Raw genomic sequence first — 22,439 nt, forward strand, 5'->3', positions numbered from 1 at the left:
CACACCAAGGCTAAAATAGCGGCTCATTATCGCCGCTAGTTGTTTCTATGACTCAAACCGCCCGTGCCGCCCAACCTTCTTTTGTGGTTCTCCCCCTAGAAGTGGTTGATAAACCAACCGTATTTTCTTTTTTGATCGAGCATTATACCCATATTGGCGAAGCGGTTTGGCGCCAGCGGATCCTCGATGGCAAAGTGCATTGGCAAGACGGCAGCTTGATTGGATTAGATACCGCCTATCGCCCGACGGCGAGGGCATATTACTACCGTGAAGTCACAGTGGAAGCGAAAGTCCCCTTCGAGTCGCCGATTTTGTTTCAAGATGACAACCTTATCTTGGCCTACAAGCCGCATTTTTTACCCGTCACCCCCAGCGGTGATTATGTGAATGAGTGCCTAGTTCACCGTTTACGCTTAAGCACTGGGATAGACACTATCGCCCCAGCCCACAGGCTAGACCGGGAAACCGCTGGCGTAATCCTGATGACGACTCGCCCAGAGACGCGGCATATTTATCACCAATTATTTATCGATGATGCGATCCGTAAAGATTATCAAGCGATTGCCAAACTCACTCCTGAACTTTTGGCACAATATGTCAGTGGCGAATTAACTTTGCCAAAGCATTGGACGGTCAAAAATCGCATGCAACGCAGCGAACCCAGTTTTACCATGAAAATAGTTGAAGGCATGGCAAATACTCACTCGGAGATAAGCTTGGTTGCGATTAAAGGCGAGTTTGGTTTATTTCATTTAAGCCCTATTACCGGTAAAACTCATCAATTGCGGGTGCATATGCAAAGCCTTGGTATGCCATTATTAAATGATCGCTTTTATCCGACATTATTACCTAAAGGGCCGGATGATTTTACCAAGCCACTACAACTCTTGGCGCAGCGATTACGTTTTGTCGATCCAATCAGTGGTCGCACGCACGATATTCAATGTGATGGATTAACACTTTAGTCAGCGGAAAGCATTATTGCCACAATGAGAAAAGTGGGCTAGTGCAATATGATTGTGTGGTTTTCTCAGCGATGATAAGAATACAGACGGAATTACGCTCGCTAGCAGTAAGGAGTCTTGTATTGGTTGTTTGAGGGAAGTAATAGCATGACCAAATCTGCAATCATTTCAATTTTGCTCTGTCTCGCAGTGCTTTTAGGCGCCATGTATGTTGGTAACTGGACGAAACATCCTTATGTTCATGAGTTGACAACAGAGATCCGTAAAGCGAGTGCGCTAATCGAACCCAAAAAGCCAAGTGCAGAGATCATGCAGGAGGATGAGAGTAAAGCCGAATCGTCATCCTCACCAAAGGTCATTTGGGATCAGATGTTAGATAATACCTCGCCGCTAAAGCGTCCCGAGTCACAGCTATTTAATCAGAGCTTACCCAAGCAAGAAGATAGCGCGGTAACGCCAGCTAATTCGGCCGTGGTTGAAAAGCGTGTTGAACCGTTGCAATAAGCTATTCTTGCCTCGGTGGTTCGAACCGAGTTTCGCTCATATCCCCATGTAATACGGCAATTTTAGTGGGCTCGCCATTATCCGCTAATACCAAAATGCCGATGCCGCTGCGGTTGACTAAACGCTTGCTCCGTTCGCCATTTGGCCGTCTGCCCCGTAATGACATTCGCTTTCGCTTGGTAAATAGGTTCAATGGTGAGAAGTGGCCGTAAAGCCAACCATTGAGCTTGTCGAAAAGTGGCAGCAGTTTTTCGGGGAACTGGTTTTTAATCCCGCTACAGGTAATTTGGTAAATCTTTGGGCTGCTACGGCGAAAGCGAATGCTGATGTCATAGGCAAAGGAATAGTGCACATCCCCCGAGAGGATCACAAATTGCTCTGGGGTCTTGCGGTGCATAAAGATGCTTAGCAAAGCATTGGCTGCGCCCGGATGCGCCATCCAGTTTTCCGCATCAACCAGCAGCGAAGCGCCCATAAAAGTGGCCATGCGTTGCACTGCCTCAATCACTTTGACACCAAACATCGGCGCGGGCGAGACGATAATGACCTTAGATTGACCAAGTAGCGCCTGTTGTAAATCCATCAAGGCTTCCCAATCCATTAAGCCCGAGGGTTTGGCGAGATTCGATTCGCTGCGCCAACGGCGGGTGCGAGTATCGAGTACAACCAGCTTGGGTGAGGTGTCTAAGCTGTAATGCCATTGCTCAAATGTCAGTAAAAGATCAATCAAAGCATCCTGAGTGTTAGGCTCGGGGCGATTGAAAAACGCATCTAACTTTGGGCGAACCTCGGCATTAAATTTATCCGGTGCATTACCTAATCCTTGGAATAGGGTGTAGGCAATCAAGGCATTACCAATGATTCGTTTAGAAAATGCATGACCGTAGGCGGCTTGTTCCCACTTAGCGGTGAGATTCCAATCATCGGTAATATCATGGTCATCAAACATCATATACACGGGAATATGCGCCATAAGGCGCCTAACCTGAGTGAGTCCTGCTTTAAAGGCCAGTAAGTTTTGCCATTCTTTTTGCCAACGCAGCTTGTTGGCGGCAGAGAGACTGTCGACATCCTTGGGTAAATCAACCAACTCCCATAGTTCGGGCGACCAAGTGAGTAGGTATAGGGCGATCATTTCACTCAGGCTAACTAAATGGTTTTCTGCGATGGATGAGGTAAATATCGGATGGTTGACATACCAGCGCCAAAGCGCAGTTTTGGCGGGATATTCGGTACGTGGCAGCAGCGTTTTATGGCGTAAGTACAAGCTATCGGCTTGATAACGGATTGCCTCGCTTCCCGCAATAGTGGCGCCGTGAAAGGCTTCATGGTGCAGGCCGAGTTTTTCGATCACCTGACCAATGGCGCATAACATGGGGCCAGCCACATCATCCACATAAACTTGATCGCCACTGAGCATTAACAGGGCTGGGCGCTGCTGCGAATCCTTATCGATAAGCTGTGCTAGCCTGGTATCGGCGGCGACTAAGGCATCCTCGCTATGGTGGTGGGGGTTGCGGCATGAGCCATGCCATACCTGTTTGAGTTCGGTGCAAAAGTAAACCTGGGGTGAGTCGGCACCGCTATAGTGCAATCCATTGACACCATTGAAAATATCGCCAATCCCCTTAGCCGAAACGCGGTATGGAATAGCCGTTTCAGGCGTAAGCAGTGTAGGTCGCGACACACTAATCAAATACTGAAAGGCGTGTTTGCCGAGTGGGATGCAATGCACTTCTTCCTCTGTTAACCCATAACTTTGCTCCCCTAAGGCCAGTTGTAACTCAGTCAATGGCTCGCGGCTCACAAACCAGAGAGTAAAGTGCGAGGCATCACAGTGGCGCAGCATCGGGCCTGCGAGGATAAGGGGAAGTGCTTGAGTCAAATTCAGCCTTTTATTGTTAATCAGGTCGAGTGGGATAAACCCAAATCAGCTTAAGTACGGGCAAATAAGAGTAAACAAGTGCGTTGAATATGAAAAGCTTTTAGAATTATCCGCCAAATGGGTGGCTAAGGAGTTTGGGGCAATATGGCAAATATTATGGTGACGGGCGCAACCGGATTACTCGGCAGGGCGGTCGTTAAACAGTTAACTGCCGCAGGGCATAAGGTGATTGCCACCGGCTTTAGCCGCGCCGAAGCGAATATCCATAAACTCGATTTAACCCAAGCTATTACAGTAGAAGCCTTTATTGCCCACGAACGGCCAGAGGTTATCGTGCACTGCGCCGCAGAGCGTCGCCCCGATGTGTCCGAGCACTCGCCTGAGCAGGCTTTGGCGCTGAATCTGAGCGCTAGCCAAACCCATGCTAAGGCCGCTAAACAGCATAGAGCTTGGCTGCTGTATATCTCAACCGACTATGTGTTTGATGGCACAACGCCGCCCTATGCCGAAGATGCCGCACCCAATCCGGTTAACTTTTATGGTGAGTCTAAATTACAGGGCGAAACCTGTGTGCTGAATACCGACAGCGGTTTTGCGGTGTTACGTTTACCGATCCTCTACGGCGAAGTGACTCAACTGAGCGAATCTGCGGTATTAGTGTTAATCAATCAATTGTTAGATAGCAGGCCACAGCGGGTCGATGCTTGGGCTATTCGCTCGCCGACCTCGACGGCGGATATTGCTGGCGCCATCGCTAAGCTGATCAAGCGGCAATTACATGCTGCCGATGTGTCAGGGATTTATCATTTTAGTGCGCCGCAAACCATGACTAAGTACCAAATGCTACTGGGCTTAGGTGAGTTATTGGCAATTGATACTGCGCATTTAACTCCAGAAATGACACCGATGGATAGCGCTAAAAGGCCGCAGAACTGCACCTTAAGTTGCGGGCGTTTAGCGGCGCTGGGCATTTATTCTGAGTTGGAATTTAGCGCAGGGCTTAATCAGGCGCTCGCTCAATCCAGTGCAGCACTTGCGGCTGTTGGCCTTAAGCTTAAGGAATAATGATGGTTAAAATTTTAGGAGCGAATCTGCAAGCGGCCGACCAAGTGGCGCTGCTGCGCACCTTAGGTTTATTGCTGCAAATTGGTTTGACGTTGTTTGCCGCCGATACCTTTGGCCTGAGTTTGCAAATGGAGCCGCTCATGCACGTGTTTGTGCTGGAGGTGCTCTATCTTTCGCTCACATTAGCATTACGTAAACCTTTGTTTGCTAAAGAGCGTGGCCTGTTTATTGCCCTGAGTCTGGATACGTTGTTTTGGATTTCTTGGCTGTATTTTTCGGGCGGGGCGACCAATGCGTTTATTTCACTATTATTGTTACCTATCGCCTTGGCCGCGGTCACATTGCCTATTTGGGCGCCTTGGAGCTTGACCGCGATATCAACGCTTGCCTATAGCCTGATGATTTTTACCGTGCCAGAGTCGCAGATGCAGCACCACGGCATGGATATGAGTTCCCACTATTTAGGCATGTGGTTTAACTTTGTGATTTCAGCTTTAGTGCTTACCACCAGTGTGGCGCTGATCGCCAAACGCATGCGCCGTCAGGATGCGCAGCTTGCCTATATGCGCGAAGGACAACTGCGGCAGGAACAGTTAGTGGCGCTCGGCACTGTATCGGCGCAAATGGCCCATCAATTAGCGACGCCACTCTCAACACTGCATTTATTGCTCGATGAATTAAGGGAAGAAACCCCCGAACCCTCAATAACCTTAGTTGAAATGGAAACTGCACTAGGGCGTTGTGAGCACACCTTGGCGGAGCTGCGATTGGCGACCGAGTCGATTCGTGACCGTCGTCAGCGGCCTCAAAATCTCACTGAGCTGGTGGCTGGATTAAAGCAGAAAACCCAGTTATTGATGCCGCAAACAGAACTCAATTGGTTGATAACCTGTGAGCCTAAGCTGCTAGAAGAAAAGCAGATCTTAACCGATATGAGCTTAACCCCCGCGATTATGGCCTTGATTGAAAACGCCGCCCGCGCCAGTGTCGAAACCATAGGTACTTCGCAGGTGGATATTAGCGTCGATTGTTCGCCAAGCGAGGGGCAGGCTTATTTGCAGATCCGTGATTATGGCGCGGGTATCGCCCCTTCATTATTGCCACAATTAGGCACCTTATTAATCGAAAGCCCTAAAGGCTTAGGCGTAGCCTTGTTACTGAGCCATGCTAGCTTGGAGCGTTTAGGCGCGGAGCTTATTCTGGCAAATCATCCCCAAGGCGGCACAGTGGCGCAAATTCGTTTTACACTCTTGGCGCCTAAAGTGCCAACTGGAGAAACAGTATGAAACGGCTATTGATTATTGAAGATGATCAAGCGCTTGCAGGTATTTTAGCGCGGCGTTTGACTCGCCATGGGTTTGAATGCCGTTTAAGTCACGATGCCAGTAGTGCCCTGCTGGTGGCGCGTGAGTGTTGCCCAACCCATATCCTGCTGGATATGAAATTGGCCGAGGCCAACGGCCTGAGTTTAATTGTGCCGCTGCGTAATTTGTTACCCAAAGTGGTGATGGTGCTACTGACGGGCTACGCCAGCATTGCCACCGCGGTGGAGGCGATTCGTCTTGGCGCGGATAACTATTTGGCTAAACCCGTCGATACCCAAACCCTGCTAGCTGCCTTTGAGCTTGATGCTTACCCTAATACCTTGCAAGAAGATGATGTTGACGACTCACCGCTTAATCCTAAACGGCTGGAGTGGGAACATATTCAGCAGGTGCTCAATGCTAATCAGGGCAATGTGTCGGCTACCGCTCGGCAACTGGGTATGCACCGCCGCACCTTGCAGCGTAAGTTATTAAAGAAACCGGTGAGTGAAACGGGCCGCTAAAGTAAACGAGCATTCGCTCAAGGAAGGAGGCGTGGAATGCGTGAGTATGATGGTGTTGAGGTGCGTTATTGCAGGCCCGATGCCGATTTAGCTAAAAGCTTGCAAGTGGTTGAAAATCTATTGGACTTTGCACCCGATCCGCTGCTGTTAGACTTTGATTTATCCTTTTGGGCGGGCGGTGCCGGGGTGCTTGATAAACTGGCGATCTCCTGCAATATCACGCCCGAGCAGTGGCAAACACTCAAGCAAAAGCTGGACTTATATTCCCCCGAAGAGATGGTTGCGAGGGATGATTGCCGCGAGGACTTTATCTGGTTAGTTGCCGACGATGAGGAGTGCAGTGATATTTTGGCGGCTTCGGCGCAGTTTATTAACGACAATAAAGCTGCCTTCCAAGAAACTTGCCTTGAATCCCATGCCATTTATTTTAGCTATATGAGCGATGTGAACGGCTGGACCGCCGTATGGGAGCAGGGCGGCCGCATCAATTATGCCTACTTTTGCCAGGGTTAAGAGGTGCCAAGGTTTATCTGTATCAGTGCTAAACGCTTGTCTCGCTACCAAGGCAGTTCTACCCCATCGTAGGCCAAAAATTGCCCTGTTTGAGTTGGGGTGGCATTGGTAATAATGCCCACTAAACACTGGGCTACGTACTCTGGTGTAAACAATTTATCTTTGGGCACACTCTGCTGAAAAGGTTTGGATAGTGGCGTATCCGTGGTGCCGGGATGCAGTGACAGCACCACGCAGTGTTTGATGCTTCTTTGCCATTCAATCGATAGCGTTTTGAGGAACATATTCAGCGCAGCTTTCGAGGCTCGATAACTGTACCAGCCACCCAAGCGGTTATCGCTAATGCTGCCGACTCTCGCCGAAATCACCGCAAATCTTGCCGACGCACTGCGTTTTAACGCTGGTTCAAAGTGCTTTGCCAGCATCATACTCGGCAGCGTATTTAGCTGGATATTGTGCAGGAAAAAGTCCCCATCGAGGGTCTGTAAGCTTTTTTCTGGCCCCTTATCCTCGGTGTGCAGCATGCCAATACAGTTAATCAGCCAATCTAACTGGGGGATATTTTGACTCAGTTGCTTAATTTCCTCCTCAAGGGTGATATCCAACTGATGCCAGATAACGCCATCGTCTCGCCCAGTATCTGGCCGATGCTGTTTATAGGTCGCATGAATAGTGGCTTCGGGATAGGTTTCGCCAAGCTTATTGACCATCGCTTGACCTATACCACCGCTGCCGCCCAGTACTAGAATATGCATGGCTTTTCTCCTCAATACTCAGTGTTATAGCCGTTCAAGTTGCGCTAGATGCTGTTCCGCAGTGGCCAACATCGCCTGTTTAACCGACTCCTCGGTGTTATCCCAAGTGCGGTAAAGCATGGCGATGCGTGGATTATGGGTGAGCTGTGCGCGGTGTTTATCCATAAAGCGCCAATACAGGCTGTTCAATGGGCAGGCTGATTCGCCGCTACGTTCTTTTATCTTGTAATGACAACTGCCGCAGTAATCACTCATTTTATTGATATAACTGCCGCTTGCGGCATAGGGTTTAGTGCCGACGATGCCGCCATCGGCGAATAGCGCCATGCCACGAGTGTTGGGCATTTCGACCCATTCAATCGCATCCACATACACGCCTAAGTACCATTTATCCACTTCATCGGGGGCGATTTCGGTCAATAAACAAAAGTTGCCAATCACCATTAAGCGTTGAATATGATGGGCATAGGCAAAATCCAGTGACTGAGATAAGGCGTGGTGCAGGCAATTCATTCGAGTCTTACCATGCCAAAAGTAGTCGGGCAGCTTGCGCGTGGCCTCGAGGGCATTAATGTTGGCGTAGTTGGGCATATTGGCCCAATAGATACCGCGCACATACTCACGCCAGCCGAGGATTTGTCGAACAAAGCCCTCGACCTGAGCTATCTCAATAAAAGGATTGGCATGATAGTGCTCAATCACCGCATTGATTACTTCTAATGTACTGATAAGTTTAGCATTTAGGCTAAAGGACAGCCGGCTATGGTACAGGCTCCACTGCGCCGGATGTTGCTGGGTCATCGCATCTTGAAACCGGCCAAAGGCGGGCAGGCAGTATTCACAAAAATACTGAAGTAATTCGAGGCTTTGTGCGCGGTTTATCGGCCAGAGTAAATGCGTATCCGCCTTGCCCATAGTATTAATCCCATGGCGTTGAAGACGCTCGAGAATGTCTTGCACATTGTGGCCAAACATCAAGGGTGTGGGTAATGATTTAATATCTTGGGATTTAAGCTTTTGCCTGTTGCTCGCATCAAAGTTCCACTGCCCACCAACGGGCTTGCCATCTGTCATTAAGATATTGAATCTTTTGCGCATTCGCCGATAAAAATGCTCCATCAGCCTGTGTTGCCCTTGGGGAAATTCCCTATCAATTTCGTCAAAGGGTAATAAAAAGTGCTCAGTATCGACGCAATTCACAACGGCATTGGCCAACTTCAACTGGCTTAATTGCACTAGGAGTCGATATTCGTCAGGCCGTTGATATTCAAACTTAATCGCCCCCGTTTCGGCGACAAAATACTCTAGCAATGCGTTGAGGTCGGCAAAGTCTTGGGTATCGTCGAGGGTGAGGTAACGCACTCGATGCCCCGCCGCGCCAAGCTCGCTGGCAAACTGCGGCATGGCACTGAAAAACGCGCAAATCTTTTGCACATGGTGGGTCAGATAGGTGTTTTCTTGATGCAACTCTGCAATTAAATACAGCACCTTGGGATCGACTTGCTGATACCAAGTATGCTGGGCATTAAGCTGATCGCCTAAAATCAGCCTAACCGTATGGAAGTGTTGTAATTGCTGCTGTGATTGCTGCCGTAATTGCATTAAGTGGACTCTGGTGGATGGTATTTGCAATTGAGGATTACGATGATATGGGTAGTTGGGATCAATCTGAAGGTTGCTTTAGGAGGGTAGTTTTATCACTGTGATTTGGGATTGATTTACTTCTTTGAGTGCCTAGGGCGTGTTGACGTTTCAGGGTTATTTTTGCAGCCAAATGCTGCCCGAAGGGCTCGTCTGGTAAGTGCTTGCGCTTACTTTCTGTCATAAGAGCCGCTCGTCATTTGAGTAGAATAACGACACATCATTCCTCGTTTCACGAGCATGTGCTTGCCAGAACGAACAAAATCCAATCTCGAAACGTCAACACGCCCTAATTTAGCTGACATTATTTAATCGCAAAGTCAAAATTGTGGAGCTTCACCCTCCTGATTTTCAACTTACTTCGATTAAGCATATCCTCCTTGCTAATGTTTTCACTCGCAGCCAAGACGCCCCTCACGGAGTTGAAAGCTCCTTGAGCATTAAGCGTGAGAATGCTATCGCGTCAGAGGTTTGTCTCTGATTTGACTAATATTATCTGGCATCTAATAGTCAGGATGACTGAATGTCGTGAAGTGCATGGTCAAAGATCTTCCATATATCATGCTGATATTCTCCATTACCCTTTGGAGCAGATACAAGATAAGGCCACGACTTGCTCACGCTACTAACGCTAATGTCCTGCGGCGACCTCGAGGGGATGGTATATCCTTTAGCCTCTGAGGCTATTAAGTCATTGTTCTGGCGTAAAAGTATGCCCGAACTTTCTCACTTTATTTTTGACGAATTTACGTTGTATAGCTCACAATAAAAAATAGCGATCACATGTTACATATGTAGTGAGTTGAATCCTCTAGTGTATGAAGAAGGTTTATGGTAAGCGTAACGCCAACCACACCTTGCGGTGTGGCTGGTGATCAGTAAGGCAGGAGTTGCTGTAGTTTCTCTTGGGTGTTGGCTTTGGGTAGCTCGGTTAATAAGCGGCATAGGTAATCATACGGCTCCAGTCCGTTGATTTTTGAGGTCTCGACCAGGCTGTACAGTGCCGCACTGGCTTGTGCTCCCGTCTTGGTATTAGCGAACAACCACGCCTTGCGACCAATCACGAACGGTTTGATGGCGCGCTCCGCACGATTGTTGTCGATATTCAGACAGCCATCATCCAGATAGCGGACAAGCTTGGGCCACTGATTCAGGCTATACGTAATAGCCGCTCCCAGTAAACTTTCTTTCGTGACACTCTCGCTTGATTTATCCAACCAGCTTTTGAATTGCGCGAGCAACGGCTTGGCTAGCGTTTGCCTGGCTTCATATTTCTTATCAGGCGGCGCAGTTTTTAATTTACTCTCCAGCGCATAGAGTTTCTGGATATGGTTAAGGGCCACATCGGCCTTACCCGTTTTGCCTTTGCCCTGCGCTTTTTGGGCTTCGACGAACTTGCGTCTGGCATGCGCCCAGCAGCCGACTAAGGTTGCGTGGGTTTTCTCATATCCGGCATAACCGTCGACCTGCAGATAACCGTTAAACCCCGCCAGGAAGTCGGTGGGATGTTTACTGCTGCGACTATCCTGATAATCAAACAGCACGAGCTTGGGGCCGGTACTTTTTTCTAAGCCACAGCCATATACCCACATATAACAGGTGCTTTTCTCAACATCCAGCACATTAACCGTGGTTTCATCTGCCCACAGCACGGGCTGTTTCAGAAGCTCAGCTTTCATTAACGCCAGTAACGGTTTCAGTTTCTCTGCACAGCTTATCAGCCAGCGGCTCATCGTTTGACGGCTAAGCTCAATACCGGCCTGATTAAACAACTGCTCCTGACGATAAAGCGGTAAGCCATAGTGCATTTTGCTGCTGATGATTTGGGCAAGCAGACTCGGTGTGGTCATGCTCTTAGGGATAACCGCCGGTGGCACATCGGCAATTTTAATGTCGACCTTGGTGTCCGTGGTTTCACACTGCCGGCAGCTGTATTTCAGCCGCACGTTTCTGAGCACCCGGATTTGTGCCGGTACGAACTCGATTTGCTCACTGACTTCCTCACCCATTTGATGTAGCGCATGGCCACAGCAAGCACAGGTTTTATCGTCAATGTCATGGATAACATCAACGCGCGGCAGCTCAGGGGCAATCCGTGGGCGGCGTGGCTTAGCAGCTTTCTTAGCGCTCTCGGTCGTCTGAGTATCTGGCTCTGTCGCTACTGACTCGTCTTCAATAAGCTGTTCGGCCTCATTTAACACCTCGCCTTCACCTTCATAGGTTTCACTGCTGGGGCTAAATTTCTGGTACTTCTTCAGGTTGTAACGCTCCAGCAACTGCTGCAACTTGTCCGACAGTTGCTGGTTAACCCGCTCTAATTTGGCGATGCGTTTATCTTTTTGCGCCAGTTTGCGCTCAAGCTTTTGCGTCTGCTCAAGCAGCATTTTCTTGAGCAGTGCAACGTCATCAGGTAAGGATTGAGGTGTCTTTTTCATGGCCGCTATTGTAACGGCCAATTTAGCTAAGTGCTTGGTAAAATTTAGATTGTTTTGGATGCGATCATAAGGATTTATAGCCGATCGTCATATCAGCCCACACTCTGGTAATGCAGTGGCTGATGGGCGGTGATTTTTTGGATATCGACACCTTGCAACAGCCAATGCCATTGCTGCTCGCTAATAGACAGTATTTTGCCAGGCATCTGCCGTGGCCAGCGGAACTTGTCTTTTTCAAGCCGTTTGTACCACAGGCAAAACCCGGTGCTATCCCAGTACAGTACTTTTAACCGGGTACGCTGCTGATTACAAAACACAAACAGTGCGCCGCTAAATGGCGAGAGCTGCATCTCTTGCTCGACCAGCAACGATAAGCCATTAATGGATTTACGAAAGTCGACCGGCTGTTTATGCAAATAGACCTTAGGCACATCGAGGAACATTTTCATGGTCAGAGCGCTCTTAGCAAGGCTGCTAACCACTGTGCATCGGTGCCGGCTGGAAACTGCAATTCGATATCGCGCTTGCGTAGCAAAATGGATTGATTCAGCTGCAAACCCTGTGGCGTCAGCTCAACAAAGCCACCGTCATCATCCTGAAACGCCAACAACTGACGCTTGCGATAACTAAAATATGTAGGAATGATGCCCTGACGTTTTGCAAATTCAGTTTGGGTGAGACCACTTTGGGCTTGCTCGGCAAACAAGGCCAGCCATTGTTCTTTGGTACGGTGCATGATGATTACCCTGGCAGTTGATAATGGCAGACAGGGTAAAGTTGATCAGTTAGGATTGGAATGTGTGGTTGGCGTTACGCTTACGGTTTATGAGCTTAATGCATTGAAAATATTAATATTTAACTTGGTTGCATTGCGTTCTACCAAAATGGCTAAAAGTATCGATTGAAGTATTAGATCCAAATCACCGTCTCTTTATTATCAGTTGTAATGACAATAGTCCTTTAGAGGCCAAAAATTTTAAAAAGAGAATTTATTACGCTATGAAGGCATTATCGAATGAGAAAAAACAGACATTACTTACGAGGACCCGCCAATTTAAGGACTCTGAGTTAGAAAGTCGTTTTATTGGCGTAAAAATAAATCAAGACAAGCACATTGCTAGACTGCTACTTGCCGTCATTGCATTAGTGTTATCTATCCTGCTCTGTTTTGACCATATGGTTATCAAGCAGCAGTACTGGCCTGCGATAGCCTTAGTTTGGCGTGGCGGATTAGTCATTTGCTGTATAGCGCTGAAGGATCCCCTCATAAATCAGCCATAGCATAGCCATATTTGAGCAACTGATTGGCGAATAATACCCAGGCCGCCAGCAATTCTTTCTCCGTGATTTGATAATCAGGCCGCCTGAGCACCTCCAATCCCAAGCGAATCGTTGAGAGTACCGTTCGATGCCCAATGGTATTGGCCTGAAAATGCTTATCCCAGCCCTGTTGCTGTGCGTGTAAACCAACTAGCCACAACAGGCATTGAACCATCAACGCTATCAGTAGGATGATGTCGAATCGCTCTGGACTGTTGGTACGACTTTGGCGTAAGCCAAAGCCGTATGCCGGGCTTTTGAGGTCACGAAAGGTTTCCTCTATTTGCATACGTTTGGCGTACAGGTTTACCAGCTGCTTTGGGCTCCGAGATTCTGGTGGTAAATTGCTGGCTAACACCCAAGGCTCTTTCGCCGATGTTGAGTACGTTTTTGCCGATGGATGGTGGCAATTAGTCCTCGTTGAACGCTGATTTGTACGCCCCTTAGGTTTGCTACGATAAAGCGTGAGATGGCAATTGATAGGGTTAGTTTTGGTCAAGGTCTTACAACCCAGGCTCTTCGCTTGACCGTTGGCCAAGTCATGTGTACTGCGAACTGCACGCCAATTTTCAGCGCCAATATCTGCAAATTGAACTGTACCGCGAATACGGCTTAGCCAAAACCAACCATGCGCCTCAACCTCTTTGTACCAAGGCACTTTGAACCCCGCGTCAGTCACGATGAGAGGGGTAACATGCAAAGGTAAAATCTTGGCTAAGTCCGCTAAAAAACCGTTGTGGGAGGCCTTAGAGCATTGTTCTGATAGGGGATAGGACTTCTCATACAGGGTAATAGAGCGGCCATTGAAGGCTATTGAGGCGCGCAGAGCCATGATGCGTTTATGCTCTCGGATGTCTGACCAATCGACGAGCACAATCGGCATAGGGTTACCAGAACAGATGAGGCTGGCATGCCATTGGTAGACAGCTAACCGTTCTTGATGCAGATGCGTGTTGCCGAGCAAACGATCAATGCGCTTGATGTTGTGCTTGGTTCGGGCCGTGGTTGGTAAATTTCGACCTAACTCAGTCAAGGTCAGTGTCTTACATTCAATCAGTGCCTTAGAGGCCAGCATCAAGCTGTTTAATCGTTTTAGGTGAAGTTCTGGGCAGTATTGGTGTAAAGAATGTTGTAGGATATTGGCTTCGCGCATCTTGTTGTCCAAGTGTAGTTTTTAGCGAAACCATTTGATCATGCAACAAGATGCGCTTCCACTCTAATTTGATGATTTATTTGTAAATCATCAGGGGATTCTTCAGTGTATAGCGGCTATTTTTATGTTGCGTCATTTAAAAAATGTCGCTTCCTTTAGGGTGGTGACTTTTATACTGACAGCATTTATTTTTGCGAATTTACAAGGCATGGTATTGATTTATAAAGACGATTATTTTCTCCATGCTTTATTTGATATTATCATTGTAATTGCAATTTATTTTTCAACACTATTTAATGTGTTACTGTCGATTTTTTTATGTTCTTTATATTCCTTGACCGGTTTTTTAATTATTTATGTATCGAAAGATATTGACGCCTATTCTTTATTTATTGTTGGCATGGGATATCTTGCTACAAATTTAACCGGTGTGATTATCTCTATTCATGAGCATACCCTAAAGCGACGTTTTTATTACAGAAAAGAGTGTCTACAAAATTTTGCCGCAGATATGAAAAACATGGCATTTCAGGATCCACTTACTAAGATTAACAATCGAAGAGCATTCTATGAGTCGTTTGTGACATATCAGAGAATGGCAAACAGGTTTAGAGGCTCTGACAGTGATGTCTACTTTGTATTAGCAGATATTGATTATTTTAAGAAAATCAATGACGAGTATGGTCATGACGTTGGCGATCAGGTTTTAGTTTGTTTTGCCCATTTCTTAAAAAATTCAATCCACTCAACCGACCAAGTGTATCGATTTGGTGGTGAAGAGTTTTTGCTTATATTTGAAGGTTATTGCTATCAAAGTGCAATACAACGGACTGAAGAATTAATTAAAGCGCTTAATGAAAAGCCGCTGAAGCTTGATGATTTATCCATTGCGGTTACAGCGAGTTTTGGCTTGGCTGTGTTGAAGGATTCTGACACTGATATCAGCGTAGTATCACGTGCCGATAAAGCATTATATCAAGCAAAGAGAAGTGGGCGTAATCGACTTTGTACAATGGAATAATATATGCGTCTTTTTATTTTCAAAAAACAATAATGCAATATGGACACTCAGCCTTAATGACGACTTGCTTATACCAAGTATGCTGGGTATTAAGCTGATTGCCTAAAATTAGCCTGACCGTATGGAAGTGCTGTAATTGCTGCTGTGATTGCATTAGGTGGACTCTGGTGGATGACTATTGCAATTAAGGGTTACGGTGAAATGGGGAGCGGGATCAGCGCAAAGTCGTTTTAAGCGAAACCCTCGCCCTTTATTCGGTGAGGGTTGGCGGCAAAATTTAACCTTGATTCTTGGTCAATTCAACAGGTATCAGGGCTTTCATCGGCGTTGCACTAACCGAGAGTAGCTCACCTTTGTGGTAAACAAATAAGGTGAGGACGCTCTCCAACGTTGTCTCAGTGGCGTAGGTTGTCAAAATTGTCGTTGAGCAGCTCTCTTTAGCACAATCAATCGGCAACAGTTTTGGGGAGAAGGAAGCTTGACTGATATCTACCGATTCGTTGTCGCGAGTGATATGTGCTAACTTTGCTGTTTTATCCAAGTCAAGGCTATTTGAATAAATCACTTTGCCGTCTTCAGTCCATACCTGCAGTGTTGCTTTATCATTACCTATATCTTGAATAATTTTCTGGCAGTACCCTTCTTTGCAGGGCGGTAACTTATCGTTGGCCACTGTTTGGATGGAAAAGCATGTACCCCAAAAAACAGTGGCTAGCATCAAAATTAAATTGTGTGATTTCATATAATTCCCTTTAATGATGAGTAGATAGAGACTGTGTTATCTGAAACTGCTCGAAAAATGCCCAATATGAATATCGTTATCATAGCAATTTGTCAATAAGCGTTGGTGTGGCTTAAGCGATTAAGCACCTAAGTTCTTAAACGCTGCCAGCAGTGGTCGCTAGGAGTTACTTTGGTGCCGCTTTGCATTGAAATGGGTAGTGCGCCTTCGCTGACCTAAAATAGTGCTACGAAGGCAAGGGTTTCATGCCGTTTCATTGGCTGACAATGACGCTTCATTGAAAGATATGGAAAGATAGGACATGCAAAACTCTTTTAGATTAAAGCTTACACAGAAGTTACAGAATACACATACCCTCGGAGTTGCCATAGGGCATTTGCGTTCGTTGCGTGAGCGAGGCATGGTCGTTCATGTGCATCTGATCCATAAGGAAATGGAAAATGTCAGTATGATGTATGGAACATCATTGACCATGCACTTCACGACATTCAGTCATCCTGCCTATCAGAGGCCGAGATAGCGTCAGTCGAATCAGGGCCGAGCGTCTGACGCGATAGCATAAGGATGCTTAATGCCCAAGGGGCTTTCAACTCCGTTGGGGACGCCGGGGGATATCCAAAAGGGGAACAGGCGCTTTTCTCCTTTTGGTCGGGTATGGGGTGAAGCCCCACGACTTTAAACTTAAAAAGACTACTGAAAGGTATTGCTTAATTACTTGCGTAAAGTATTCAAAATAAACCCGCAATCATTCGATTGCGTTAACCAATCCAGTTTGTATTGCATAGCTCTCTAGCTTGATATCAAGATTATCCAAATCTTGATAAAACTCATCATCGAGTTGATTGAGTCGGGCTTCGGCGACTGAATTATCGGTTGCGGCGAGGCGTTGGTCTCTGTCAGTTGGCACGGGAAGGTCGCCAAATACCGCCCGTTTAGCCTGTTGTAATAGAGCTAATGAGTGCAAAGCGCCAATTTGCTGAAGGCCGCGCTCGGCAACAGCATAATGCTCACCCGATGAGTTATCGAAATACTGGATAAAGCCGCCGTTGTAGACTTCGCCCGAAAGACAATTGACTGCGTAATAGTGCTGCGCCGCTTCGCTTAGCGTGTGAAAGCCCTGCTTATCGTTATGCACCTGCACCACTATCTCTCGCCACAGGGCTCTAAAAGGGCAGGTTTTATCTAATTCCCGCTCCTTTTGGTAATAGGCTTTTGCCTGCTCGATATTTTCACGATTGCCAGTTTTGCAGGGCATACATAAGCCCGCGTTGCGCTCGGCAGTGCTGGGCATGATTAAGGTTTGGCAGGCTGTGCAAGGGACTTTTTCCGACATTATCTTTCCTTAGATATTCAGGTCAGCAAGAGAAGTAACAGATTCACAAACGACCCATTGTAAAATGACCTGTTTTTAGAGTTAAAGCATACGCAGAGATTAGTGGAATTAAGCATTGGTATGGAAGTGACCGTTGGCGGCATGGATGCCGCCGTCGAGCCTATAGGGATATATTTACGGCGTGTCACTGGAATAACTGTGCTTAATCTATGGCCGAATACTCTTAAACATCTGTCGTTAGCTGTAATGTAATTGTTTAAATATCACAATTAACAGCCAGCTATCCTAATTTATTAGTTGTACTTTATTTTCATCGCAATCAGGGGTTCGCGAGAAGCCTTTTCGGCTCGCAGGCGTGCTAAGTACTTTTCCCATAATTCCACTTGGTGAGTGGCGAGATCGTAAAGCACTTGCCAGGAAAACAGCCCGGTATCGTGGCCATCGTCGAAGACGATTTTTACCGCGTAGTTACCTACGGGTTCGATGCTGGTGATATTGACGTTTTTCTTATGGGTGACCAGCTTAGGGTTACCGTGACCATGCACTTCGGCGGAGGGAGAATAGACGCGTAACATCTCACAGGTGAGTTGATACTGCTCGCCGTTATCGAAGCTGATTTCTAAAATGCGCGATTTACGCTTGAGCTTAAGATCGGTGACATTGGGTGTGCTAGTGGTCATAGGTAGTGCCAAGAAAATGCTGAGAATGGACAAGCTGTAACATAACAATTTGTGGCTAAGGTTACAAAGTGTAAGCCTTAGCCACTGTCACAATTTCGAACTTATCTCCGCCATATATGCATGGCAGATGTTGTGTGCTAATCGCTTAGAGGATAAAGCGGCTTAGGTCTTCGTCTTGAACCAGATTATCTAAGTGAGCACTCACATAATCGGCATCAATCACAAATGAGCTGCCAGACTTGTCAGACGCCTCATAGGAGATATCTTCCATCAGCTTTTCCATTACGGTATGCAGACGACGGGCACCAATGTTTTCGGTGCGCTCGTTCACCTGCCATGCCGCTTTGGCGATGCTCTCAATACCTGATTCGGTAAACTCAATGGTCACGCCTTCGGTCGCCATCAGCGCGATATATTGCTCGGTCAGTGAGGCATGTGGCTCAGTTAAAATGCGTTTAAAATCATCGGCTGATAGCGCATCTAGCTCAACGCGGATCGGTAAACGGCCTTGTAGCTCAGGGATTAAATCCGATGGTTTTGACATCTGGAATGCGCCCGACGCAATAAACAGAATATGGTCGGTTTTCACCATGCCGTGTTTAGTGGTTACCGTGCAGCCTTCGACTAAAGGTAATAGGTCGCGCTGTACCCCTTCGCGGGAAACGTCTGGGCCTGAGGTTTCGCCACGCTTACAGATTTTGTCGATTTCGTCGAGGAACACGATACCGTGCTGCTCAACCAATTCAATGGCTTGCTCTTTTAAATCTTCTTGATTTACCAGCTTGGCCGCTTCTTCTTCGATCAACAGCTTAAAGGCTTCTTTGATCTTCATCTTGCGACGTTTTGCCGGTGCTTGGCCCATGTTTTTAAACAGGCTTTGCAGTTGGTTGGTCATTTCTTCCATGCCGGGCGGTGACATGATTTCAATACCAATTTGTGGCTGGGCCACGTCGATATCGATTTCTTTGTCATCTAATTGGCCTTCGCGCAGCTTCTTACGGAAGATTTGACGGGTATTGGAGCTGGTATCGCTTTCCGTGTTATCCCAGTCATTTTTCGGCTTGGGCAGCAGGGCATCGAGAATGCGCTCTTCAGCGTGTTCTTCGGCGCGTTGGCGGCATTTGCCCATTTGCTGCTCGCGGGTCAGCTTGATGGCGATGTCGGTTAAATCACGGATGATTTGCTCGACTTCTTTACCCACGTAACCCACTTCGGTGAACTTAGTGGCTTCAACCTTGATAAATGGGGCATTCGCGAGCTTTGCCAAACGGCGGGCGATTTCAGTTTTACCTACGCCGGTTGGGCCAATCATCAGAATGTTTTTTGGGGTAACTTCTTGACGGAAATCGGCATCTAGCTGCATGCGGCGCCAGCGGTTACGCAGGGCGACGGCGACGGAACGTTTGGCCTTTTTCTGGCCGATAATGTGGGCATCCAGCTCGTGGACAATCTCACGGGGGGTCATTTCAGACATAATATTCCTCACGCCCTGTTAGTAATTAAGTTCTTCAATTGTCTTGAATTGATTGGTGAATACGCAGATATCGCCTGCAATAGTCAATGACTTTTCAGCAATTTCCAGCGCCGATAATTCGGTATTTTGCAGTAGTGCTAACGCCGCCGCTTGGGCATAGTTACCGCCCGAGCCAATGGCGACTAAATCATGCTCTGGCTGCACTACGTCACCATTACCTGTGATGATAAGTGAGGCTTCGGCATCGGCGACCACAAGCATGGCCTCGAGTTTGCGCAGCATACGGTCGGTACGCCAATCTTTGGCAAGTTCAACAGCCGAGCGTAACAGGTGACCTTGGTGCATCTCGAGTTTGGACTCGAAACGCTCAAATAGGGTAAAAGCGTCGGCGGTGCCGCCAGCAAAACCTGCCAACACTTTGTTGTGATACAAGCGACGCACTTTTTTGGCGTTACCTTTCATCACGGTATTGCCTAGGGAGACTTGGCCATCGCCGGCGATGACAACTTGGTTATTACGGCGTACTGATACGATAGTGGTCACTTTTGAATCCTCTTCTCTTGCCCGCAATGAAAATCCTGCGGTGGATGATGGAGTAAATATGGGGATGGATAGTCAGAATTCAAGTTATTGCAGAAAAAGCCAATGGGGTTTACGTGTTCGCGCGCCTTTTGCAACAAAATAACAGCTTACAGAGAAATGGCGGCCTGCTTCAGTCTTGCTACGACTGAAGCGTCGGCTGATTCGCAAAGACTGCCGTTGGCGCTATTTCGGCAGTCTCTCCTGGGCGATCACGAGGTTTTTAATAGACTGATGGCGGCGGGAATACTATCAATACCACATTCTTGTAGGGTCTGATTGATGCCCTGGGCAAATTTCGCTTTATGTTGGCGCACAACGCTATAGAGCTGAAAACACAGCACTATGTCACTTTCTGTCAGTCCATTATTTTTAAATGCCATGGCAGATAAGTAACAGCGGATCATAAAGCAATCTATCACGAGCAGGCGAAATGCCATCCAAGGCTGCTGTGAATCACTCATGGGGAAATGCTCATGGTAAAGCGAATATAAAATATAACGGTCAAATAAATCCTGATAATTGCTCAACGCAGGCAAGGCTTTTTCTTCCCACGCTTTATTTAAATCGTCAATTTGATATTGATTACTCTCATTACATAACAAACCAATTGCATCATTAAGCGAGGTAAAACGAGGCTTTAAGCTTCTTGAGTGAAGTTTGCATAATTGGTCATGTATCGACACAAAAGCATGGGTTTGAGGCTGTGGTGTGTAGGGTATTTTTTGATATTGCTCATCGATTTGATTGGTTTGGGCCAGCAAGATTAATTGTTCAAAACGCTGATCTATTTGTGCAATAGGAAGAGTATTTTGCCTCACTTGGTCACTGACTTTTACCAATAATCCTATAGCCATGAGTGCCTGTTGCCAATCCACACCCATATTAATTAATAAATCCAAACTGTAATCGTAGGTTTTTTCTAACCATGCAGGATTGGCCGCGGTTGGACGTTTGGCGCCACCGCTCTTTGCCTCAAATTGAAATGCATTGGCGTCAAATAGCACCTGACGGGCAGCTTCAGGGCAAGATATCGTTAAACTTTCGTATTTAGTGGTTGCGATAACATTGTCACTACGAGGATAGGTTTTACAGGTGTGGCTTAAGGCTGTTTCACCCGCAGCCGCATGGATGGCACACAACTTCTGCTCGTTTACAAACGGGCATATTCCATTGGCGTTAAGTTTGATTTTTGCCCACTGATTAGCATCGGTTTTGGTTTCAATAAATGCCTCTTTGGCAAGCGAAGCGAGTTTTGGATGGTTAAGGGTATTTTTGTAGCTTTTTTTGTCAAAAATGATGGTCCAGTCATGGCAGCAACTGTCTTCACATGCGGCACCTATACAACTGAATTGTGAAGCGTAGCCTGGTGTAACAATGAGATTATTCATTGGCGTTTATTCATCTGAGTGTTCCATAAACAAAAAGGTAACAAATCTATAGGATTAAGGCCAATCTTTGGTGAGTTTGACAACCACATGTAAAAGGAATCTTAGTGTCTGCCCGCAATGAAAATGATGCGGAGGAAAACAAAGTCACTATAGGATGGATAGTCAGAATTCAAGTTATTGCAAAAAAAGCCACAGGACTTTGTTGATTTTATGCCCTGTGGCGAAAGCGGATATGCTGGGTGGGTTAAGGTGCAGATAACGAGGAGCGGCCGACAACAGTTCGTCCATCGAGGGGATAGTATTTTAGCTCCCAATTCTCGCTGCCAAGGCGGCGATCATCCGACACATAGTTAAAGTAACAATAAGTATTAGGATCACTTATCGCGCCGCCGCTATACCAGTAGACGATGTCGATATTGGGTGCTTGTTGCGTTTCCCAATCCGTGTGTGTGGTAAGGACAAAGTCCTGATTATCGAGTAACGATTGCCACAGTTCTCCGCAGTAAGCGCCTTGTAATTGAGTGCCTTGGCTGCTGCTTTGAGCCGTGTCTTTTCCGAGTGGAAAGCCCGTGGTGGTCGAGTCGATAGTGCCATCACCATAGCAAGCGAGATTTTGGGTATATCCCGAGTGTCCGCCCGCAAGCCAACAACTGTGATACAGCTTGACGCCAGAGGTAAAAGCAGCAAAAGCAGCTTTTGCCCGAGTATCGTGAGCATCTTGACTTAGATTCATAAAGCGCGGGGCTGCGACTACAGCAAGAATGCCTAAAATGATGATAACCACCACCAGTTCGATTAGGGTGAATCCCTTAGATGTGTGTAAACGACTCATACTGCTCACCTGTTGCCAAGATAGTCGCATTCTAACTTCATTTTGAAAAATTATCATTAAGTTATTGATAGATATTAATTTAATTAACAACAATGCTACATTGATTGTTCGGATTTAGGGAGGCGAGGCGAGGTTTGTAGGGATAAAAAAATCCCCGAGGACACTGGCCGTACTCGGGGGAAGGTTCAAAAGCAGTGGATCGTTAATGCCTACGGAGCATAAATGACAGAACCTAACTTGAGTGTGGCAGTGAATGGTGTTTGATACAAAGCCAAAGATGCAAACTGCGACAGCTTGTCGCAGTTTGGATGAAAACGTCGCCA

At 47.0% G+C, this 22,439-nt stretch carries 23 protein-coding genes; 9 read left to right on the forward strand and 14 right to left on the reverse strand.

All coding sequences use genetic code 11. From position 1 onward, the window contains the following. The first annotated feature begins 47 nt into the window (after nucleotides 1-47). A complete protein-coding gene (locus CEQ32_RS18920) occupies nucleotides 48-965 on the forward strand; it encodes a pseudouridine synthase (protein ID WP_088586595.1) in 918 nt (305 codons plus the stop codon). Between the two features lie 147 nt (nucleotides 966-1,112). Then, on the forward strand, nucleotides 1,113-1,469 hold the full coding sequence (locus CEQ32_RS18925) for a hypothetical protein (RefSeq protein ID WP_088586596.1): 357 nt from the start codon (nucleotides 1,113-1,115) through the stop codon (nucleotides 1,467-1,469). 1 nt (nucleotide 1,470) lies between these two features. Here CEQ32_RS18925 and CEQ32_RS18930 read toward each other — a convergent pair whose 3' ends face one another. After that, nucleotides 1,471-3,318 carry an alkaline phosphatase D family protein gene (locus CEQ32_RS18930; RefSeq protein WP_088587013.1) on the reverse strand — a complete coding sequence of 616 codons (1,848 nt, stop codon included), beginning with the start codon at nucleotides 3,316-3,318 and terminating at the stop codon, nucleotides 1,471-1,473. 180 nt (nucleotides 3,319-3,498) lie between these two features. On the opposite strand from CEQ32_RS18930, the gene CEQ32_RS18935 reads away from it, so the two are divergent. The 4 genes from CEQ32_RS18935 to CEQ32_RS18950 are packed head-to-tail and all read left to right on the forward strand — an operon-like array spanning nucleotide 3,499 to nucleotide 6,760. Further along, on the forward strand, nucleotides 3,499-4,419 hold the full coding sequence (locus CEQ32_RS18935; RefSeq protein ID WP_088586597.1) for a dTDP-4-dehydrorhamnose reductase family protein: 921 nt from the start codon (nucleotides 3,499-3,501) through the stop codon (nucleotides 4,417-4,419). A gap of 2 nt (nucleotides 4,420-4,421) precedes the next feature. After that, the gene (locus CEQ32_RS18940; RefSeq protein ID WP_088586598.1) at nucleotides 4,422-5,705 is read left to right on the forward strand and encodes a sensor histidine kinase; all 1,284 of its coding nucleotides are present in this window, start codon (nucleotides 4,422-4,424) and stop codon (nucleotides 5,703-5,705) included. Then, nucleotides 5,702-6,247, forward strand: a complete 546-nt coding sequence (locus CEQ32_RS18945; protein WP_037428969.1) for a response regulator transcription factor — start codon at nucleotides 5,702-5,704, stop codon at nucleotides 6,245-6,247. The genes CEQ32_RS18940 and CEQ32_RS18945 overlap by 4 nt, the downstream gene beginning before the upstream one ends. A gap of 36 nt (nucleotides 6,248-6,283) precedes the next feature. Then, on the forward strand, nucleotides 6,284-6,760 hold the full coding sequence (locus CEQ32_RS18950; protein ID WP_122040775.1) for a hypothetical protein: 477 nt from the start codon (nucleotides 6,284-6,286) through the stop codon (nucleotides 6,758-6,760). A 44-nt stretch (nucleotides 6,761-6,804) separates the two neighbouring features. Here the strand turns inward: CEQ32_RS18950 and CEQ32_RS18955 are convergent, their stop codons facing one another. From CEQ32_RS18955 to tnpA, 5 genes are all read right to left on the reverse strand, one after another. Further along, on the reverse strand, nucleotides 6,805-7,515 hold the full coding sequence (locus CEQ32_RS18955; RefSeq protein ID WP_088586599.1) for an SDR family oxidoreductase: 711 nt from the start codon (nucleotides 7,513-7,515) through the stop codon (nucleotides 6,805-6,807). A 24-nt stretch (nucleotides 7,516-7,539) separates the two neighbouring features. Next, nucleotides 7,540-9,117, reverse strand: coding sequence for a cryptochrome/photolyase family protein (locus tag CEQ32_RS18960; RefSeq protein ID WP_088586600.1), 1,578 nt, complete (start codon nucleotides 9,115-9,117; stop codon nucleotides 7,540-7,542). 914 nt (nucleotides 9,118-10,031) lie between these two features. Then, the gene (tnpC, locus tag CEQ32_RS18965; protein ID WP_088585667.1) at nucleotides 10,032-11,591 is read right to left on the reverse strand and encodes an IS66 family transposase; all 1,560 of its coding nucleotides are present in this window, start codon (nucleotides 11,589-11,591) and stop codon (nucleotides 10,032-10,034) included. A 92-nt stretch (nucleotides 11,592-11,683) separates the two neighbouring features. Continuing rightward, nucleotides 11,684-12,040, reverse strand: coding sequence for an IS66 family insertion sequence element accessory protein TnpB (gene tnpB, locus CEQ32_RS18970; RefSeq protein WP_057786146.1), 357 nt, complete (start codon nucleotides 12,038-12,040; stop codon nucleotides 11,684-11,686). A 2-nt stretch (nucleotides 12,041-12,042) separates the two neighbouring features. Next, nucleotides 12,043-12,327 (reverse strand): IS66 family insertion sequence element accessory protein TnpA, encoded by a 285-nt coding sequence (gene tnpA / locus CEQ32_RS18975; RefSeq protein WP_088585668.1) that lies wholly within the window; start codon nucleotides 12,325-12,327, stop codon nucleotides 12,043-12,045. Here tnpA and CEQ32_RS22990 point away from each other — a divergent pair. Continuing rightward, nucleotides 12,326-12,496, forward strand: coding sequence for a hypothetical protein (locus tag CEQ32_RS22990; RefSeq protein WP_192959132.1), 171 nt, complete (start codon nucleotides 12,326-12,328; stop codon nucleotides 12,494-12,496). The two genes, tnpA and CEQ32_RS22990, sit on opposite strands and share 2 nt — an antisense overlap. A 94-nt stretch (nucleotides 12,497-12,590) precedes the next feature. Then, nucleotides 12,591-12,872, forward strand: coding sequence for a hypothetical protein (locus tag CEQ32_RS18980; RefSeq protein ID WP_088586601.1), 282 nt, complete (start codon nucleotides 12,591-12,593; stop codon nucleotides 12,870-12,872). Here the strand turns inward: CEQ32_RS18980 and CEQ32_RS18985 are convergent. Continuing rightward, nucleotides 12,856-14,064 carry an IS4-like element IS10A family transposase gene (locus CEQ32_RS18985; RefSeq protein ID WP_001206290.1) on the reverse strand — a complete coding sequence of 403 codons (1,209 nt, stop codon included), beginning with the start codon at nucleotides 14,062-14,064 and terminating at the stop codon, nucleotides 12,856-12,858. The two genes, CEQ32_RS18980 and CEQ32_RS18985, sit on opposite strands and share 17 nt — an antisense overlap. 124 nt (nucleotides 14,065-14,188) lie before the next feature. Here CEQ32_RS18985 and CEQ32_RS18990 point away from each other — a divergent pair, with 124 nt between their 5' ends. Next, the gene (locus CEQ32_RS18990) at nucleotides 14,189-15,085 is read left to right on the forward strand and encodes a GGDEF domain-containing protein (RefSeq protein ID WP_088586602.1); all 897 of its coding nucleotides are present in this window, start codon (nucleotides 14,189-14,191) and stop codon (nucleotides 15,083-15,085) included. A 277-nt stretch (nucleotides 15,086-15,362) separates the two neighbouring features. On the opposite strand, the gene CEQ32_RS18995 is transcribed toward CEQ32_RS18990, so the two are convergent. The 7 genes from CEQ32_RS18995 to CEQ32_RS19030 all read right to left on the reverse strand — a co-directional run bounded on the left by CEQ32_RS18995 (nucleotide 15,363) and on the right by CEQ32_RS19030 (nucleotide 22,116). Continuing rightward, nucleotides 15,363-15,827: a hypothetical protein gene (locus CEQ32_RS18995; RefSeq protein WP_088586603.1), complete on the reverse strand. Its 465-nt coding sequence runs from the start codon at nucleotides 15,825-15,827 to the stop codon at nucleotides 15,363-15,365. Nucleotides 15,828-16,572: 745 nt separating this feature from the next. After that, nucleotides 16,573-17,160, reverse strand: coding sequence for a DUF4375 domain-containing protein (locus tag CEQ32_RS19005; protein WP_088586604.1), 588 nt, complete (start codon nucleotides 17,158-17,160; stop codon nucleotides 16,573-16,575). Nucleotides 17,161-17,453: 293 nt separating this feature from the next. After that, nucleotides 17,454-17,840 carry a gamma-butyrobetaine hydroxylase-like domain-containing protein gene (locus tag CEQ32_RS19010; RefSeq protein ID WP_055648060.1) on the reverse strand — a complete coding sequence of 129 codons (387 nt, stop codon included), beginning with the start codon at nucleotides 17,838-17,840 and terminating at the stop codon, nucleotides 17,454-17,456. Nucleotides 17,841-17,985: 145 nt separating this feature from the next. Continuing rightward, nucleotides 17,986-19,314, reverse strand: a complete 1,329-nt coding sequence (gene hslU / locus CEQ32_RS19015; protein ID WP_055648059.1) for an ATP-dependent protease ATPase subunit HslU — start codon at nucleotides 19,312-19,314, stop codon at nucleotides 17,986-17,988. 18 nt (nucleotides 19,315-19,332) lie between these two features. Next, nucleotides 19,333-19,857 carry an ATP-dependent protease subunit HslV gene (gene hslV / locus CEQ32_RS19020; protein WP_011073856.1) on the reverse strand — a complete coding sequence of 175 codons (525 nt, stop codon included), beginning with the start codon at nucleotides 19,855-19,857 and terminating at the stop codon, nucleotides 19,333-19,335. A 248-nt stretch (nucleotides 19,858-20,105) separates the two neighbouring features. After that, nucleotides 20,106-21,284: a flagellin lysine-N-methylase gene (fliB, locus tag CEQ32_RS19025; protein ID WP_055648058.1), complete on the reverse strand. Its 1,179-nt coding sequence runs from the start codon at nucleotides 21,282-21,284 to the stop codon at nucleotides 20,106-20,108. A gap of 244 nt (nucleotides 21,285-21,528) precedes the next feature. Beyond that, complete coding sequence (locus CEQ32_RS19030; protein WP_047540133.1) at nucleotides 21,529-22,116, reverse strand: type II secretion system protein; 588 nt, start codon at nucleotides 22,114-22,116, stop codon at nucleotides 21,529-21,531. Nucleotides 22,117-22,439 lie beyond the last annotated feature (323 nt).

It is taken from the genome of Shewanella sp. FDAARGOS_354, assembly GCF_002209245.2.
GTDB lineage: Bacteria > Pseudomonadota > Gammaproteobacteria > Enterobacterales > Shewanellaceae > Shewanella > Shewanella xiamenensis.